Source organism: Aeromonas sp. R7-1, from assembly GCF_040908115.1.
In the GTDB taxonomy this organism is placed as follows: domain Bacteria; phylum Pseudomonadota; class Gammaproteobacteria; order Enterobacterales; family Aeromonadaceae; genus Aeromonas; species Aeromonas caviae.
Genome location: NZ_JBFODD010000018.1, coordinates 1 through 16765, shown reverse-complemented (window position 1 = coordinate 16765; position 16765 = coordinate 1). Strand labels below are relative to the sequence as shown.

Below are 16765 nucleotides of genomic sequence, written 5' to 3'. Positions count from 1 at the left end.
AGGGCATCAGCACCTTGCCGCCTCATCGCGAGGCGGCTCCCCGCGGTAGCGGACAGTGTCAGTATTGCGGCATGAGCGCCAATCAAGGAGTGTTGGATGAGCAATGCCATGGCATCAGCACGTTGTCGGCTGATAGTCCGAGGTGGCTCCCTGTGGTGCCGGACAGTTTAAGTTTTGAGGCGTGAGCGCCAATCAAGGAGTGTTGGATGAGCAATATCGTGTGGCATCAGCATGCCGTCGACAAACAGAGCCGGGCCGAGCAGAAGGGACAAAAGCCCCTGGTGATCTGGTTCACCGGGCTCTCCGGGGCGGGCAAGTCCACCCTGGCGGGGGCGCTGGAGCAGGCGCTGGCCGCCTCGGGCAAGCACACCTATCTGCTGGATGGGGACAATGTGCGCCACGGCCTCTGTGGCGATCTCGGCTTCGATGACGCCGCCCGCCAGGAGAATATCCGCCGTGTCGGCGAGGTGGCAAAACTCATGGTGGATGCGGGCCTGATCGTCCTCACCGCCTTTATCTCGCCGTTCCGTGCCGAGCGACAACTGGTGCGCAATCTTGTGGGTGAAGGGGAATTTGTCGAGGTGTTTGTGGATGCGCCGCTCGCCGTCTGCGAAGAGCGCGACCCCAAGGGACTTTACAAGAAGGCGCGGGCGGGGGAAATTCGCAACTTTACCGGTATCGACTCTGCCTATGAGGCGCCCGAGCAGCCGGAAATTCATCTGCTGAACGCCGGCAAGCCGGTGGAAGCGCTGGTGGAGGAGTTGCTGACCGCCCTGAGGCAGGGGGACTACCTGTAGCTGCTCAGTTGCGCCGTCTTACATGAGTTGTGGCGTCTGAAGGCGGAGTTATCCCGGCAACCGGGTAGTCACTCTGGCTGCAAGCCGTAAGCAGCAAATAGAGCGCAGATGGGGGTCGCAAGGGTAAAGCGACCCTCTTTTTTTCTGAGCGTGTCATGGAATCGGCAGCACATCTGACAAGCGGCCTGTGGCCGATAAGTGGGCCGCAACAAGCATTTGTGTGCTGGCGGCAGCCACTATAAGCAAAAGTTGGGTCTTTATCGTAAAACCCATAACTCCAGCTTATAGTGGCACCGGTGAGCCAAGAGCCATCTCAAGGTAGCCAATATCAACCCCGCAAGGGGATTTCCCAATCCCTGCTAATGCCGTGGCGTGGGTATTTGCGATTGTCCTAATACGCTGCGCTATTCGAACCTACATACAGTGGCAGCGTGGTTTAATCGACAGATATCGATGTTATCTTTATTTGCAACTATTTTATTGCTAGCGTTCCTCCATTCAATTCTAAGTATTTTACTTAGGCATCTCTATTTTGAATCTACCGATAGCTTGCTTTGTTATTTTAAGTTTTTTAGCAAGTATTGTAGCCGAGGGGTTTGTTCGAGTTTGAACCAATATTCCATGCCTTCTAAGACCAGTGACCTCACGATCATATGTATCTCTATCATTTGTGTTCATCGCTTTATAAATGTCTTGCGGGCTGATTTCATCTTTTTTTATTCCCAAAATGACAATGCGCTTCTGGTTTGCAGTTAGTTCGAACTTGTTGAATATATTTAGATAGCTTTCTTCTTTTGCAGAATATATTGATTTGTTTTTAAATGTTATGGAGAAGTAATTTTCCGCATTGTTTAGAATTGGAGACTCCATCTCCTGAGATTCTAGTAATGAGAAAATTCGGCGCATGCCTTCACCGAGCTCTCGGACAAAGCTATTTTCACGAAGAATTTTAGATATTAGAGAGTTTCTTGATTCGTGGGCACCTTTTAGTGCACGAAGATCATCAATACTTATTGTCGAGAGTAGTCTCCCGGGGCTAGAAACTTCTAAACGGTTATTAAATATAAATATGTCTATACCGTTTTGAATTGAGTAATCTCTATGAGTAATTGCATTTATTAATGCTTCTCTTATTGCTTCTTCAGGATAAATGTATTTTTGTTCAAACTTTGCTTCCATTCCAAATTCTGTCTTGTATGCGAGAAATGGTCTTAATTTATTCCAAGAGTTTGTGATTAAACTAAATATATTTCCTGTTATGATCTCATCATTGACAACATTGTAATCTTTTCCTGTTTTGAGATTGTCCCCTTCTACTTGTACTATTCTCACTTGACATCTTGGGGCCCACTTGGAAATGTCTTTAGCAAAAAGAAGAATGGCAGCATTTTTTAGCCTAAGGTCATTTAAACCAAACTCAGCCAAGCCTGTCTGTTGCAGATAATATTCTACACTCAAGCCAACTAAATATGAAGATGAAATACTTTGAATTAGAGTTTGATCAAGGTCTGAAACAGTAGCCCCGTCAACAAAAGCACGATCAAAACTTCTTGATAATATTTCCTGTCTTTCGAACTGTATTCGTTTGAAAGATACCGGCACAGTTTGCTTATCTTTACGAACAACACAGCGACCATCAGATAGTTGATATATTTCATCCGTCCCTTTAGAAACTGAAAATAATAAAACAGTGCATTCGTTTAAATCACGAATTATTGTCTCAATCTCAATGGGAAGAATACTGTCAGTATGTATGTAATCTTTGTATGCTGATAACATACTCTGAATTTCAGATTCCGTAAATGGAAGGCCAGTTACAGTTCCGTCGTCCTCGACACCAATAATTATACTTCCTCCATCTGCATTGGAGAATGCAACTAAGGCTTCTGCTATATATCTATTGAGATCCTTAATTGAACCTGGCTTTTTATTATCTAAAGGTCCTTGGTAGGCAGATTTAAATTCTCTGAAATGCGACTCTCCAAGCGAAAGGAGATTCTTGGTTCTTTCTTTTAGTGCTAATATATTCATAGTTTAGATGGCTCCATTAATTAAATTAAGTTTAATTTGGTTTTGTATATTTCAATATTGTAATCTCAACAATAATAAAGCTAGGTGGCTGCTGTTTATGATAATATGTCGCATATAGATTATCTGTTGAGTTATAGGGCTGTCACCAATCTGAATTTAGCATAGCGTACAGTTATAATTATGATGAATAAATGACTAGTAAGTACCAATTTAAATTACACATTCTTGTTTTAACAGCCCCAAAGGACAGTTTTTATAAATATGGTCTACATGAATAATGATAAGCGTTGCAGAATTTTAGTCAGAGTTGCTTAACTTAAATTTGTCTTTAACCATGAATTCATATCGCTCACAACCTCATTGCGCAGGTTTTCCCCGTTACTGTTCTTGAATCCATGGTCAAGCGTTTCATAACGCCGATACTCAATATTACTTTTCCCGAGTTCATTAAGATGCTGCATCAACTCATCTGTTTTTTGCGGTGATACCGACTTGTCTCTCCCTCCCTGAATGATCAGCAAAGGAGACTTTACCTTTTTAAGGATATCAAGCTGATCGATGGAGAGCATCTGCTGCCACCAATGATAACCATGCCCGCTCACATCAAGCTCGAAGGGTTTGCTGTGAAGAACATGCTCGGCAAACCCTTTAAAGTCATCGACCTCTTTTCTCGCCGCTGCGGGGTTTTTATGCTTTACCGCGATGCTGTGTGAGACGTCATCGATAAACCAGCGGCCACCGCCATTAAAGGCGATGGTGGCATCGATAGAGTCAATATCTGCGCTCACCAGGTTGGCGATCACAGCCCCTTCACTGCCGCCCAAGAGGATGAGCTTTTTGTATTGCCCGTCTTTTCGAACGATATCGAGCACAGCCTTGATATCCGAGACCCGCTGCGCAGGATTGTCCTTTTCAAGGTACTGAGCAGGGCAGTCCTTGCGTGCCGGGTCGGTACTGTATTTTAACTTGCGATTGATGCCGTACTTTTCGATTAGCAACACATCAGCTTCTGGCCAGATATTTTTATACTCGGTGAGTATGGAGTCTATGTTAAGCACGCTATTGCAATCAGAGCCTTGCAGGATCAACAGCAGTGTATCTGTGTCATGGGCATGTTGGACAAGATAATAGGAAATAAACGAACCATCATCCCTGCTAACTGTGTGAGTCATGATCGCTGTTGCGCTTACCGAGCAGGAAAAAATGAGCAAGAGTAAAGATATTGCGCGGACTTGCATATTATTCCCTGATAGTCATGATAGAGGCAGTACGTTAATCAGTGCTGAAACCTTCATTCCTCTTGAATGGAAAAAGGGCTGAGGAAGCGTAGTGAAAACCGCCCCAGCCCGGCTTTTATTGGTTCTCGCACCCTGTTATCAGTGATTAACCACCAAATTCACGGCTAATAATTTGTGTGGGGACAACATTCTCTGGCAAGTCACTCGACATTTTTTGAGCAAGTTCACCAGCCAAACCAAACGCGTTGTCAATGGGGTCGACCTTCATTCCGCTTTCGACAGCCAACTCCAAAAACTTCTTGCCAATCTCATTGCACGTATCAACCCAGTTTTTGGGCAGCTCCCCCATGGTGAGCTTGGGTTGACAGACAAGTTGAAATGTATTTTTTCCTTCTTGTATTTGAAATGCCACATCAACAAATTCACTTTTATATGGGTTGGCTAGCGCACTTGAACTAAGTAAAAACACAGCACCAATAGAGGATTTTTTCATGACACGTCCTTGTGAATAGTAATGCCCACCAAGGGGCTGATAACATACAACCGCTAAACTCTGCGGCAACAAAAATAACCATTTAGGTCAATGGGACTGAAAACACCGAGCGATGACAGTTTCTCTTGGCACATCGATTATGCATCCGTTTCTCGACCAGGTTCCCTCTGGATTTTGGTCTCATTGCCAATCAATATACTCTTGAGGTGGTCGTTCAATATCGATCATGTGTGCAGCAGAAAATAGAATTTCAACGCCAAAACCGAGAGGGACATCAACCTCATCAGGAACAATACAACGTGGCTGCAAGTCCAGTCTGACTTTGGTTGCATCACCTATTTTTAGTTACCGTTCGACCCCATCCCTCTTTATCCCACTCTGGTTCACGTGACCATGCTCGTTTGTTGGGCGCCGCTGCGCTCTGCACCAACCGGCAAAAAACACGCTACCGCCCCTGAATTTCAGCCTCCAGCCTGCTGCGCTTTCCCTGTGGCTCCGGTCTGGTTCATGGCTGACTCCGACAAGAGGTGATCCTGATTGCCATGTTACCGAACGGAGCTGGTTAGGGAAGAGGGAGCGGGCGATTTCTCGGGCAAGATCAATAAATTGGGGGGCCAGCGGGGCCTGCGGCAGGTTGGATAAGAGGGATCTCAAGGCGCAACGCTTTCCCGCTTCCCGCTTCCCGCTCAACGCTCAACGCTCAACGCTCAACGCTCAACGCTCAAGGCCTAACGCCCAATATTCACGGTGTATGGATGGGGGAGTGAGCAAGGTCATTGCCCTGCCGAGGGCCATGCGGTGCAGCCGAGAGGGTCGGCCTGGCACGGGCGAGCAGGTGGTTGGGAGGGGGCGAAAGACCCGCGAGTTCAGTCGAGGACTCGAATTTGAAACCCGTTCAGACGCCCATGCTCCACTCAAAAGAGGGGCCCGCTGCCGGTGACGGCAGGGGCCCGTTTTTATTGTTAGCGCACGGTCTTTGGGTCAGGTTTCCTCCGTGAAGGCTCAGCGGGCCAGCAGGGGTTGGCCGCTGGTCAGGGTGGTGCTGGTTGGCCGGGTGGCGGGATGCTGCTGGAACTGGCGTACCAGCCGCTCCAGATCCCCGAGCTGCTTCACGAGGGCAATGATGCCCTGCACGGCGTGGCGGCTGCCCTGGCTGGAGTCGTCGGCCAGACGCTTGATGTCCAGCACGCTGTGGTGGATGTCCTGGGTGACCAGGGACTGCTCCTGCACCGCCTGGGCTATCTGGTTGCTGCCTGCGGTCACCTGCAACAGGCGTTCGCTGATCTGTTGCAGGATATCGCCAGTGGCGGCGGCCTTGAGGCGGCAACTGGCGGAGAGCTGTTCCCCTTGCGCCATGGCCTGCTGGGCATCGTCGGCGCTGGCCTGCAAGAGGCTTATCATCTGCTGGATCTCGCCGGTGGAGGATTGGGTCTTGATGGCCAGGGTGCGGATTTCGTCCGCCACCACCGAGAAGCCGCGACCGGACTCGCCCGCCCGGGCCGCCTCGATGGCCGCATTGAGGGCCAGCAGGTTGGTCTGGTTGGCGATGTTGTTGATGACGTCCAGGATGCCGTCGATGGCGCGGCACTGGCTGGCCAGCGCCTCTATCACGGCGCGGGAGGTGAGCAGCTCGCCGTGAACCCCTTCCACCGCCGCCACGGTATCGAGCACGCTGCGATTGCCCTCCCGAAACAGCACGGCGGTGTTGTCCAGGCTGTCCGAGGAGGCGCTCGAGCTGTGGGAGACCTCGCGAATGGACGCCGTCATCTCGGTGATGGCGGTCGCGACCTGGTTGGTCTGGGCCTGCTGTTGCTGCAGGTTGCCGGTGATGGACTCGGCATTGTTCAGATCCGTCTGCGCCGCCTGCACGATCTGCTGGCAGGTCTGCTGGGTGCGGGCCAGCACCGCATTGAACTCGGCCTGGTTCATCTTCATGGCGAGCTCGACGGCAGCCAGACGATCGACCCGGCCGGTATACAGCAGTTGCATCAAGGGGTTGTCGAAACGGTGGCGGGCCAGGGTCTCCAGCCGGGCGAGGCGCCGGGAGAGGGTCTGGCAGATGACGAGCGCAACCACCAGGGGCAGGGCACCGATGAGCAGAGGCCAGCCCGGGCCGTGCTGATAGCCGAGGGTGACCAGGCTGGCCAGCAGCGCCATCAGGCAGAGGTGGATCCCCAGGGTGTGGCAGCAGGGGGGCAGGCGCAGGGCCCGGGGGGTCTTGCCGCGGCGCATCTCGTCATAGACCCGCTCCGCACGCTGCTTGACCACGTCGTCCGGCGCCGTGCGCACCGACTGGTACTCCACCACCTTGCCGCTTGCGTCCTGAATGGGGGTGACGAAGGCGTTGACCCAGTAGTGATCCCCGTTCTTGCAGCGGTTCTTGACCGGGCCCATCCAGCTTTTGCCTTCCCGCAGATGGCGCCACATGTCGGCAAACGCCTGGGGCGGCATGTCGGGGTGGCGGACCAGGTTGTGCGGCGCCCCTTGCAGCTCCTCCAGGGTGAAGCCGGCTATCTGGCAGAACTCGTCGTTGGCATAGGTGATGCGGCTCTCCAGATCCGTGGTGGAAATCAGGTTCTGGTGCGACGGGTAGAGGCGCTCACGCTGGGTAACGGGTTGATTGACTCTCATGGTACTTCCTGCCTGACAGAGGAAAGAGAGTCAGGTTGCAATTCGTACACCAGAGTGCCCAAAAACGCTTAAATTGCGCTCTATATGTCTCTTTTGCGCTCAAAACCCGTAGTGGGGGGAACATGGCCCGGGCTCGCGTCCGCCCCTGCCGTCAGGATTCGCTTTTTGGGAGCCGTTTTGGCAATGGCGGGGCGGGTTTCGCAATTTGGCAAGGCGGGGCCGGGGCCTCCGCCAGCCTCAGGCGGGCAGATCCGGCTCGCTGACCGGGGCCGGCATCTGGGTCTCTATCTGCAGGTGGGTGGAGAGCAGGGTCTTCAGATCCTGCAGGTACTCCTCCAGGGGGGGCTCGTCCAGCAGCAGGGCAAGCTCGTTGCCTACAGGGGTGAGCCGGTAATAGAGCAGGGTGAGGTTGCTCTGGCGTTGGCGCAGACGCCAGCGCTGGTTGCCAAAGGCCAGCTCGACCCCGTCGGCGGGCAGGGGACCGGATTCGAGCTCGCCACGGTGCAGCAGCCCGAGATCGCACAACAGCAGCAGGGCGCTGTAGGGCACCCGGTATTTGCCGAGCCCCATTCGGGTGACCTTGGCGCGACTGAGCAGGCTGGCCCCCTTGTGCATGCCCAGCAGCAGACGCTGCTCGTCGCTGCCCTCGTAGTGGCAGGAGAGGGCGCAGATGCGCTGGAACAGCTGGGCTTCGCGCTGGGTCATCTCCTTGAGGGTGTTGAGGGCCCGGATGGAGAAGCGGCCCGGGGTCGCCACTTCCAGGGCGAAGATGCGGCCCCACAACTGCTGCATGGGGGTCATGCTGATGTCTTCGGCCAGTTGCAGGAAGCGGGTGAGCCAGTCGCTGTCTATCTCGCCGCCGGCGGCAGTCTCTTCGCAGTGGCGCGCGGCCATCACCATGATGGATTCCAGATTGCGCTGGCGGGTGGCCTGCTCCGCCAACTGGCGGAAGGTGGCGCGCTGCTCGAAGGTGCTGTCGCTGTTGCGGGTGAGCATGCCATCGATGCCGCGGCTGCGGGCCAGGCGCAGGGTCTGCTCCTGGCTGCTCAGGATGGAACTCTCTTTCTTGGGGGGCAGGTCAGCCATGCTGGCTCCGTGATGGCAAGGTCTGGTAGTGAATGTTACTCCAACCAGATCCATGAACAATCCCTTTGCCGGGGTCGTCACGGGATAAAAAAATGGCCTCCCGGGGGAGGCCATCAGGGGCTCACTCTTCGTAGACGCTGACCTCGACCGCGTCCATGGAGTAGGAAGCGGTGGCCATCTCGTGGCTGGAGCTGACGGTGTGCATCTTGCCCTTGACCCAGATGGCGTCCCAGAGGTCATCCACCGGCGCTCCCTTGGGGTAGCTCACGTAGATCACCTGGTTGGTGGGCGGGGGCGGCACGTGAATGCAGGCACCGAAGTAGGGGACCAGCAGGAAGGCGGTGATGGTCTTGGCATCCCCTTCCAGGGGCACCACGAACCCGGGGATCCGCACCTCCTGATTGTCCAGCTTCTTGTTGACTCCTCCCACCGGCTGCGGCACCGAGGAGAAGTCGCCATCATGGCTGACCTGGGGCGGTGGCAGCAGTTTTTCCCCCTCCGGGATGAGGATATCCCAGTCGATGGTCTTGTAATCTGCGGCCATGGCAGGCAGCACCAGCAGGCTGGCCAGCAGCGCCACTATTTTCCACTTCATCATCTGTTCTTCTCTCTTGGTCGGATGCGTCGGGTCAGACGCGAATGCTCATGCCGTCGCTCAGGCTGTAGCGGTAAGCGCGGGCGGCAGGCAGCAGCCCGATCACCATGCCCGCCAGCCAGACCAGGCCCAGCAGTTGCCACTCATAGGCGCTCGGCAGACCCAGGCTCATTTGCAGGCCATAGTGGCTGAGCAGCCAGGGGCTAGCAAGCCCCTGACCGAGATAGAGCGCGGCCACCCCGAGGGCGATGCCCGCCGTGGTGAGCGCCATCGCCTCCAGCGCCAGCAGCAGGAAGAGATGGGCAGGGCCCGCCCCCAGGGAGCGCAGAATGGCGAGCTCGCGGCGCCGCTCGTTGAGGCCGGCGAGCAGGGTGGTCAGCATGCCGATGAGGCCCGCCACCACCACGAAGCCCGCGATCACCGACAGGGCGGTCTCCGCCACGCTCATCAGCCCCCAGAGCTCCTGCAGAGCGGCTCCCGGCAGGATGGCCATCAGGGGCTCTCTGGGATAGGTGTTGACGCTGCGCTGCAACTGGAACGCCAGGATCCGGTTGCTCAGCCCCACCATGAAGGCGGTGATGGTCTTGGGGGTGAGATCCAGCGCCATCGCCTGTTCCGGGGTCACGTTCTTGCTGTGACGACCGGTGTCCCAGCCCAGGTGGATCGCCTCTATGCCCGCCAGCGGCACATGAATGGTGCGATCGATGGGGGTGCCGGTGGGGGCCAGGATCCCCACCACCTTGAACGGCATGTTGTCGTGCTGGCTGAACGAGGTGTTGCCGGCGCCATGGGCGATGACGATGGATTGATCCAGGTGATAGCCGAGCTTTTCGGCCACCTGGGCACCCAGCACCGCTTCAAACGGTGTTTCGAAGGGGCGGCCTTCGCGCAGGACGAGCGCCTGCTGCTGGCCGTACTTCAGGTGGGTGAAGTAGTCCCCATTGGTGCCGAGCACGCGAAACCCCTTGTGGGAGTCGCCAAGGGAGAGGGGGATGGTCCAGGCGATACCGGGCCTGGCCTTGATGGCCTGGTAGGAGTCCCAGCCCACGTTGTTGGTGGGGTTGCCGATGCGAAACACCGAATAGAGCAGCAGGTTCACCTGGCCGGAGCGGGCACCGACGATGAGATCGGTACCCGAGACGGTGTTGGCGAAGCTATCCCGTGCCTGACTGCGCACCCGCTCCACCCCGAGCAGCAGGGTGACGCTGATGGCGACGGCCAGCAGGGTGAGCCCGGCAGTGAGACGACGGGCCCAGAGACTTTGCAGGGCGAGTTTCAGCATGAGAGCCTCCGCAGTGAAGGGGAGATGGCTGGACGGGCTGCGAGATGATGGCGTGTGGTCATGCCGCCCTCCGGTTGAGCTGTTGCAGGTTCTCCACCCGGGGGAAGAGGGGCTCCAGATAGGGATCGTGACTGACGAAGACCAGGGTAGACCCCTGCTTGTCGCACTCCTCGAACAGCAGCCGGATGAAGGCGGCCCGGTTGTCGGTGTCCAGGGCCGAGGTGGGCTCGTCGGCGATCACCAGAGGAGGGGAGCCTATCAGGGCGCGGGCGGCGGCGACTCGCTGCTGCTGGCCGATGCTGAGGGCGTGGACGGGGCGATGGAGCGCCTCATCCGGCAGTTGCAGTTCTGCCAGCAGGCGGCGCGCCTCCTGCTCGGGGCTCCCTGCCAGGCGGGCCCGCTTGGCGGGTGAAAAGGTGAGGGCAGCGGTGACGTTGTCCTGCACCGAGAGAAACGGCAGCAGATTGAACTGCTGGAAGATGTACCCCAGATTGGCCGCCCGGAACTGGTCACGGGCGCGGCCGGAAAGCCGGGCCAGGGGCTGGCCCAGCACCTCCAGGGTGCCGTGGTTGGCGGTCTGGATACCGGCCAGCAACCCGAGCAGGGTGGACTTGCCACAACCCGATGGGCCCTTGATGAAGACGCGCTCACCCTCGTGGATGCGAAGGGCGGGCAGATCGAGGACGGCTTCGTGACCCGGCCAGGCAAAGGCCAGATCACGGATCTCAACCACGGCATGTTTCATGGTGTTACCAGCCCAGTTTGTTGGCGGACGGAGTCAGTTCGGCGGCGGTCTGGCCGGTGGGCAGTATGCCCTGCACGCTCAGCTTCTCCAGGCTCGGGTAGAGGCTGAACAGGGTGGCCTCGAGACCGGTGAGCTTGGCCGGGGTAGCGCAGGTGTAGGTGTACATGGCCCCCATGTCCGCATGGCCCGCGTCGTCGTGATGGTGTTCATCGTGAGCGCCATCAGCCTTGTCGTGCTCGTGCTCGTGCTCGTGCTCGTGCTCATGGTCATGGTCATGATCTTCCTTGGCGGCCTGCAGCTCCTGCTGGGTCAGCTTGCAGCCGGCGGCCGGGTCGAAACGGAAGAGGGCGTCGGGCTGCTGGAGGCGGGCCACCGCCTTGGCATACTGCGCTTTCTCCTCATCGGTGTTGGCGGCATGCTCGAAGCCCACCAGATCGGCGGCAGGGGCCTGCAACTCGATCATCAGCTGGTTGCCGTCGAGTACCAGGTTGAGGTGGCCGTGACCGTGCTCATGGGCACCGTGGCTGTGGCTTTCGTGTTCGTCGTGATGGGCCTGGGCGCCGAAGGCGGCAGCGGCCAGCAACAGGGTGACTGCTTTCATCGTTAATCCTTTTGAATAAATAGAGAAAAGATTGGTTCAAAAAAAGAAACAATGAAGGGGCGGCGGGGCGCGGATACGGCGATGTCCCGTGGTGCCGGTGGCCGCCCTCGGTTGGGGAGTGCCGATATACCGGTCGATGCCAGAGGAGAGGGGAGGGAGTACGGGGGTCGGCGTCAGTGCCAGCTTGCCATCCAGATGCAGGACGCAGAGGGTGCAGGCATGACCGTGATCGGGCAGGGCAGCTTCAAGAGGGTGCTGTGCCAGCACCGGTTGCATCCACAACCAGCCCAGCAGCAACACCCAGATTGTCAGTGTGGAACGACCCATAGACCCTTGTGGAAAGGGCGCCATCAGCGCCCTTCTCTCTGATTCAGAGATGGGACTGGATGAGCCCCATCACCTTGGTTATCTCGGCGGCATCGAGCTGGCCATCTTTGGCAAACAGCACCTTGCCCTCTTTATCCAGCAGTATGATGGCCGAACTTTCCGGGGTGAGCGCCCAGGCGTTGCGGGCCATCCCCTTGGCATCCAGCACCATGGCGGACCAGGGGAACTCTTTCTTGCTGTCCTCGGCACTGCTCTTCACGAAACCGGACGTGCCCCAGATGGCGTCATTGCTGTTGATGATGGTAACGGTCTGGTACTTGTCGTGGGGCAGCTTGGCCGCCTTGATCGCCTCGATCATGGGGGCATTGAGCTCCTTGGCGCTGGAGCGACCCGCGATGTGCTGGATCAGGAAGACCTTGCCGGTCAGGACCTTGCTCTGCCAGGGCTGATAGCTGATCTCCTTCTCCTTGAGCACCAGCTCCCCCTTGTCGCTGATGTTGACCAGCGGCACCTGGGTTGATTCCTTGATGTTGTGGGCCATGACCAGGGTTGGCAGCAGCGCCAGAGTAAGCACGAGATGTTTCATCCGGATGACACTCCTTTGTGATGTTATAACGATTTTTGGGTCGAGGGAATGGGACCCTGAATATCCTAAACTGATCGGATCTGTTTAAAAAGTGTTAAATAATGCAGGGTGCGACGGTGATCTTGTCAACATGGTCGCCATCCCCCCAATGACGGCGGCAAGGATGGCATGTCATCCATCAAAAGCAAGTGATGGTCAGAAGAGGCTAGTAGAGCGGTTCGCTGATCAAGGGAATCTGGGCCATGGTCATCTGCTGGGCCAGCAGGGGAGAACCGGTGAGCAGCACGTGGCGCTGATTGCCGATCACCAGGGTGTCCCCCTCAAGGCCGCTGTCGGCCGTGATGGCGAGCCAGGCCGGCGAGACGCTGCCGATGCTGATGTTCGGATAGATGATGCTGAGGCTGTACTGGGGTGCCAGCTCCGCCAGCAGACTGGCCATGAGCAGCGCCTTCTCGTCGCTGTCGGCCTTGTTGTCCTGCAGGGCCTGCAAGGGCGGAGCGAAGTGGTCCATTTGCTCGGGCGGGGTGGGGATGCCGCTCAGCCACTCCTGCAGCAGGGTGACGCTGGTGGCGAGATCCTTGGCCGAAAACTGCTGTGCCAGGGGTTTGAGGTCTCCCTTGAACTGATAGAACAGCTGGGAGTAGTTGGGGCGCACGCAGGGCAGCTTCTGATTGGCCGGGTGAACGCAGGGCTGGACCCGCATCTCGTAGAAGGCGTCCTCCTGATATTGCCGGTAGGCCTGCCAGAACTGGGCGGATTCGAGGCTGCTGTCGTGCAGGGTAAAGGCCTGTTCCAGGTTGCGGAACTTGGTGGCCGTCTCCGGGCTGTGCTGGTTGATCTGGTTGATGCTGTTGTAGAGGCGCGGACTGATGTAGGAGTAGAGTGTTTCCAGCGGGAAGTTGAGGGCGGTGTCGAGCTGTGTCATCTCGTGACGGCTGGCTGAAAAGGTGCGCTCATCTGCCGTCAATTGCAGGTGCTTTTGCTGACCATCCGCAGATTGCCACTGCCAGCTCAGGTTGATCTCGTTGGCCTGCGCCATGGTGCCGAAGAGCAGACTGCACAGAAAGCCTTGTGCCAGTTTCATGGTGCGCCTCCGCCTGGGTTGATAATAAACAACTAGGTGAGTGACCGGCATTTGGATTGGTATGGTGACAGATATATTGGTAATTATCTGATCTGACTTTAAATTTAATTCAGGAAATAAGTCATGGGGGAAATCATCATGAAGCTTGTTTCACGGTTTCTGCTGATATTGGTGGCCACGCCGGCGCTGGCGGGGCAGGTCATCGTCAATCAGGGATTGTCCAGCGCGGATACCTTCGCCCTGCGGGATCAGCTGGCCCGGGAGCATGAATGGCAGGAGTGGCTGCGCTTCCAGCAGGCCATCAAGTGGCTGGAGGTGCTGCCGGTCAACTGCGATCTGGTGGGAGGTGCCGGTCAGGAATATCGCTGCGGCGATGACTATTACCGCCCCTATCGGCAAAACGGGCGCGACCTCTATATCCAGGGGGATCCCCCCGGAGCGTCCCCGCAACGACCAATAAAAAAGGCGCCATAAGGCGCCTTTTTTGCGAGGAATACGCTTATTTTGCAGCGTAACGCTCGGCAGAGGTCTTGATTTCGGCTTCGGCAGCGGCCTTGTCGCCCCAACCTTCCACCTTGACCCACTTGCCCGCTTCCAGCTCTTTGTAGCGCTCGAAGAAGTGCTGGATCTGGGCTTTCAGCAGCTCGGGCAGATCGTTCACATCCTGGATGTGATCGTACTGCTTGGTCAGCTTGGAGTGGGGAACGGCCACGATCTTGGCGTCTTCGCCTGATTCGTCGGTCATCTTCAGCACACCGACCGGGCGGCAGCGGATGACGGAGCCGGCCAGCAGCGGGTAGGGAGTCGGAACCAGCACGTCGACCGGATCCCCGTCCAGGGACAGGGTGGCGTTCACGTAACCGTAGTTGCACGGGTAGAACATCGGGGTGGACATGAAACGGTCAACGAAGATGGCGCCGCTGTCCTTGTCGACTTCGTATTTGATCGGGTCGGCGTTCTGCGGGATTTCGATGATGACGTAGATGTCGTCAGGCAGGCTCTTGCCGGCCGGTACCAGGTTCAGGCTCATGACGTTTCCTTTGAGTGTTGGAGTCAAGTTTGCAGGCCGACATTATAGCGATGTCCCGTCAAATGACCATATTTCAAGGGCCGGGTGGCGTGGCGGAGGGTGGCTTTTCCCCGCGCTTGCCCGATTTCTGTCGTCTGCGGGCGCGGATGCCTTCGCTCCCCATGGGCGCGGCTTGTGCCACCGGGTCAACAGACCCTAGAATGCGCACTCCCTTTACTGGAAAAGGCAGCGGTATGCACATTCACATTCTCGGGATCTGCGGCACCTTCATGGGTGGTCTGGCGGTGTTGGCAAAACAGCTTGGCTATCGGGTGACCGGCTCCGACGCCAACGTCTATCCCCCCATGAGCACCCAGCTCGAGCAACAGGGCATCGAACTGACCGAAGGCTACGACCCCTCCCAGCTCGATCCTGCGCCGGATCTGGTGGTGATCGGCAATGCCATGAGCCGTGGCAACCCCTGTGTGGAATATGTGCTGGACCGCAATCTGCCCTATATCTCCGGCCCCCAGTGGCTGCTGGAGCACGTGCTGAAAGATCGCTGGGTGCTGGCCGTCGCGGGCACCCATGGCAAGACCACCACCGCCAGCATGCTGGCCTGGGTGCTGGAGTATGCCAAGCTGGAACCCGGTTTCCTCATCGGCGGCGTGCCGGGCAACTTCCCGGTTTCCGCCCGTCTTGGCTCGGCTCCCTTCTTTGTGATTGAAGCGGACGAATATGACTGCGCCTTCTTCGACAAGCGATCCAAGTTTGTCCACTACCACCCGCGCACCCTGGTGATGAACAACCTGGAGTTCGACCACGCGGACATCTTCCCGGATCTCGCCGCCATCCAGCGCCAGTTCCACCACCTGATGCGCACCGTGCCGAGCAACGGCCGGGTGCTCTTCCCCAAAGGCGATGACAACCTTACCGCCGTGCGCAAGATGGGCTGCTGGAGCGAGGTGGAGCTGGTGGGCCAGGACGACGCCAAGTGGAAGGCGGTGAAGCTGGCCGATGACGGCTCCGCCTTCGAGGTGTGGCTGGATGGCGTGAAACAGGGGGAGGTGCACTGGGAGTGCATCGGAGAGCACAACGTTAACAACGGTCTGATGGCCATCGCCGCCGCCCGTCATGCCGGTGTCATGGTGGAGCACGGGATCAACGCCCTCTGCCAGTTCAAGTCCCCCAAGCGGCGCATGGAGCTGAAAGGGGAAGTGGCCGGCATCAGCGTCTATGACGACTTCGCCCACCACCCTACCGCCATCGAGACCACCCTGGGTGGACTGCGCGCCAAGGTGGGCAAGGCCCGCATCCTGGCGGTGCTGGAGCCCCGCTCCAACACCATGAAGCTCGGGGTTCACAAGGAGGAGCTGGCCGGTTGCTTCGACGGTGCCGACGAGGTGTTCTTCTTCCAGCCCCCCAACATCGGCTGGGATCTGGGGGAGGTGACGGCCCACATGACCCGGCCTGCCCGGGTATTCGAGGCCCTTGATGCCCTGATTGGCGCCCTGGTGGCCGAGAGCCGCCCAGGGGATCATATTCTGATCATGAGCAACGGCGGGTTCGGCGGCATTCACGACAAGCTGATCGCCCGCCTCAAGGAGCTGCAGAGCGCATCATGAACAAGGCCATCACCCTGGCGCTGACCGGCGCCTCCGGCGCTCCCTATGCCCTGCGCCTGCTGGAATGCCTGGTGCAGGCAGACTATCGGGTCTTCCTGCTCGCCTCCTCGGCGGCCAGGGTTGTGCTCAAGACCGAGCAGCAGCAGGATTGGCCGGGCTCCCCCAGGGAGCTGTCGGCGTACCTCTGTCGCCAATATGGTGCCAAAGAGGGTCAGATCGTCGCCTGCGGCAAGGAGGAGTGGTTCTCGCCGGTGGCTTCCGGCTCGGCGGCCCCCAAACAGATGGTGGTCTGCCCCTGCTCCATGGGCACCGTCTCGGCCATTGCCAACGGCACCTCGGACAACCTGCTGGAGCGGGCGGCGGACGTGGTGATCAAGGAGCGAGGCCAGCTCATCCTGGTGCCCCGGGAGAGCCCCTTCTCGGCGATCCATCTGGAGAACATGCTCAAGCTTGCCCGTCTTGGCGTGACCATCATGCCGGCGGCGCCAGGGTTCTACCATGAACCGAAAAGCATCGAGGATCTGGTGGACTTCATGGTCGCCCGCATCCTCGATCATCTGGGTGTCGAGCATGAGTTGACCAGTCGCTGGGGTTATGCCAGCCACTGATACGGCGGGGAGCGGACAAAAAGCGGC

The 16765-nt window shown here is 57.5% G+C and carries 17 protein-coding genes; 4 read left to right on the top strand and 13 right to left on the bottom strand.

Going from position 1 to position 16765, the window contains the following annotated elements:
• Window positions 1-206 precede the first annotated feature (206 nt).
• The gene (gene cysC, locus AB5Y51_RS02285) at window positions 207-797 is read left to right on the top strand and encodes an adenylyl-sulfate kinase (protein ID WP_368177996.1); all 591 of its coding nucleotides are present in this window, start codon (window positions 207-209) and stop codon (window positions 795-797) included.
• A gap of 513 nt (window positions 798-1310) precedes the next feature.
• On the opposite strand, the gene AB5Y51_RS02280 is transcribed toward cysC, so the two are convergent.
• From AB5Y51_RS02280 to AB5Y51_RS02225, 12 genes are all read right to left on the bottom strand, one after another.
• Entirely contained in the window at window positions 1311-2828 is a 1518-nt protein-coding gene (locus AB5Y51_RS02280; protein ID WP_080988552.1) for an ATP-binding protein, read from the bottom strand.
• A gap of 311 nt (window positions 2829-3139) precedes the next feature.
• Entirely contained in the window at window positions 3140-4066 is a 927-nt protein-coding gene (locus AB5Y51_RS02275) for an alpha/beta hydrolase family protein (RefSeq protein ID WP_368177995.1), read from the bottom strand.
• 145 nt (window positions 4067-4211) lie between these two features.
• Entirely contained in the window at window positions 4212-4559 is a 348-nt protein-coding gene (locus AB5Y51_RS02270) for a hypothetical protein (protein ID WP_042864969.1), read from the bottom strand.
• A gap of 1002 nt (window positions 4560-5561) precedes the next feature.
• The gene (locus AB5Y51_RS02265) at window positions 5562-7190 is read right to left on the bottom strand and encodes a PAS domain-containing methyl-accepting chemotaxis protein (protein ID WP_326511220.1); all 1629 of its coding nucleotides are present in this window, start codon (window positions 7188-7190) and stop codon (window positions 5562-5564) included.
• 237 nt (window positions 7191-7427) lie between these two features.
• Complete coding sequence (locus AB5Y51_RS02260; RefSeq protein WP_010675590.1) at window positions 7428-8276, bottom strand: TIGR03899 family protein; 849 nt, start codon at window positions 8274-8276, stop codon at window positions 7428-7430.
• A 121-nt stretch (window positions 8277-8397) separates the two neighbouring features.
• Window positions 8398-8874 carry a DUF3299 domain-containing protein gene (locus tag AB5Y51_RS02255; RefSeq protein WP_010675589.1) on the bottom strand — a complete coding sequence of 159 codons (477 nt, stop codon included), beginning with the start codon at window positions 8872-8874 and terminating at the stop codon, window positions 8398-8400.
• A 31-nt stretch (window positions 8875-8905) separates the two neighbouring features.
• Window positions 8906-10153, bottom strand: coding sequence for an ABC transporter permease (locus tag AB5Y51_RS02250; RefSeq protein ID WP_039040840.1), 1248 nt, complete (start codon window positions 10151-10153; stop codon window positions 8906-8908).
• A 58-nt stretch (window positions 10154-10211) separates the two neighbouring features.
• Window positions 10212-10898, bottom strand: coding sequence for an ABC transporter ATP-binding protein (locus AB5Y51_RS02245; RefSeq protein WP_139737276.1), 687 nt, complete (start codon window positions 10896-10898; stop codon window positions 10212-10214).
• Window positions 10899-10902: 4 nt separating this feature from the next.
• On the bottom strand, window positions 10903-11499 hold the full coding sequence (locus tag AB5Y51_RS02240; protein WP_139700236.1) for a DUF2796 domain-containing protein: 597 nt from the start codon (window positions 11497-11499) through the stop codon (window positions 10903-10905).
• 36 nt (window positions 11500-11535) lie between these two features.
• A complete protein-coding gene (locus AB5Y51_RS02235; RefSeq protein ID WP_080988551.1) occupies window positions 11536-11826 on the bottom strand; it encodes a hypothetical protein in 291 nt (96 codons plus the stop codon).
• Window positions 11827-11869: 43 nt separating this feature from the next.
• Window positions 11870-12412, bottom strand: coding sequence for a YtfJ family protein (locus AB5Y51_RS02230; RefSeq protein WP_010675585.1), 543 nt, complete (start codon window positions 12410-12412; stop codon window positions 11870-11872).
• Between the two features lie 205 nt (window positions 12413-12617).
• Window positions 12618-13496: a hypothetical protein gene (locus AB5Y51_RS02225; RefSeq protein ID WP_010675584.1), complete on the bottom strand. Its 879-nt coding sequence runs from the start codon at window positions 13494-13496 to the stop codon at window positions 12618-12620.
• A 123-nt stretch (window positions 13497-13619) separates the two neighbouring features.
• On the opposite strand from AB5Y51_RS02225, the gene AB5Y51_RS02220 reads away from it, so the two are divergent.
• The gene (locus tag AB5Y51_RS02220) at window positions 13620-13970 is read left to right on the top strand and encodes a hypothetical protein (RefSeq protein WP_010675583.1); all 351 of its coding nucleotides are present in this window, start codon (window positions 13620-13622) and stop codon (window positions 13968-13970) included.
• Window positions 13971-13995: 25 nt separating this feature from the next.
• On the opposite strand, the gene ppa is transcribed toward AB5Y51_RS02220, so the two are convergent.
• Window positions 13996-14526, bottom strand: a complete 531-nt coding sequence (gene ppa / locus AB5Y51_RS02215; protein WP_005335667.1) for an inorganic diphosphatase — start codon at window positions 14524-14526, stop codon at window positions 13996-13998.
• A 233-nt stretch (window positions 14527-14759) separates the two neighbouring features.
• Here ppa and mpl point away from each other — a divergent pair, with 233 nt between their 5' ends.
• Together mpl and AB5Y51_RS02205 are read left to right on the top strand one after the other, a co-directional pair.
• Window positions 14760-16130: a UDP-N-acetylmuramate:L-alanyl-gamma-D-glutamyl-meso-diaminopimelate ligase gene (gene mpl / locus AB5Y51_RS02210; RefSeq protein WP_368177994.1), complete on the top strand. Its 1371-nt coding sequence runs from the start codon at window positions 14760-14762 to the stop codon at window positions 16128-16130.
• Window positions 16127-16738 carry a flavin prenyltransferase UbiX gene (locus tag AB5Y51_RS02205; protein WP_103259575.1) on the top strand — a complete coding sequence of 204 codons (612 nt, stop codon included), beginning with the start codon at window positions 16127-16129 and terminating at the stop codon, window positions 16736-16738. The genes mpl and AB5Y51_RS02205 overlap by 4 nt, the downstream gene beginning before the upstream one ends.
• Window positions 16739-16765 lie beyond the last annotated feature (27 nt).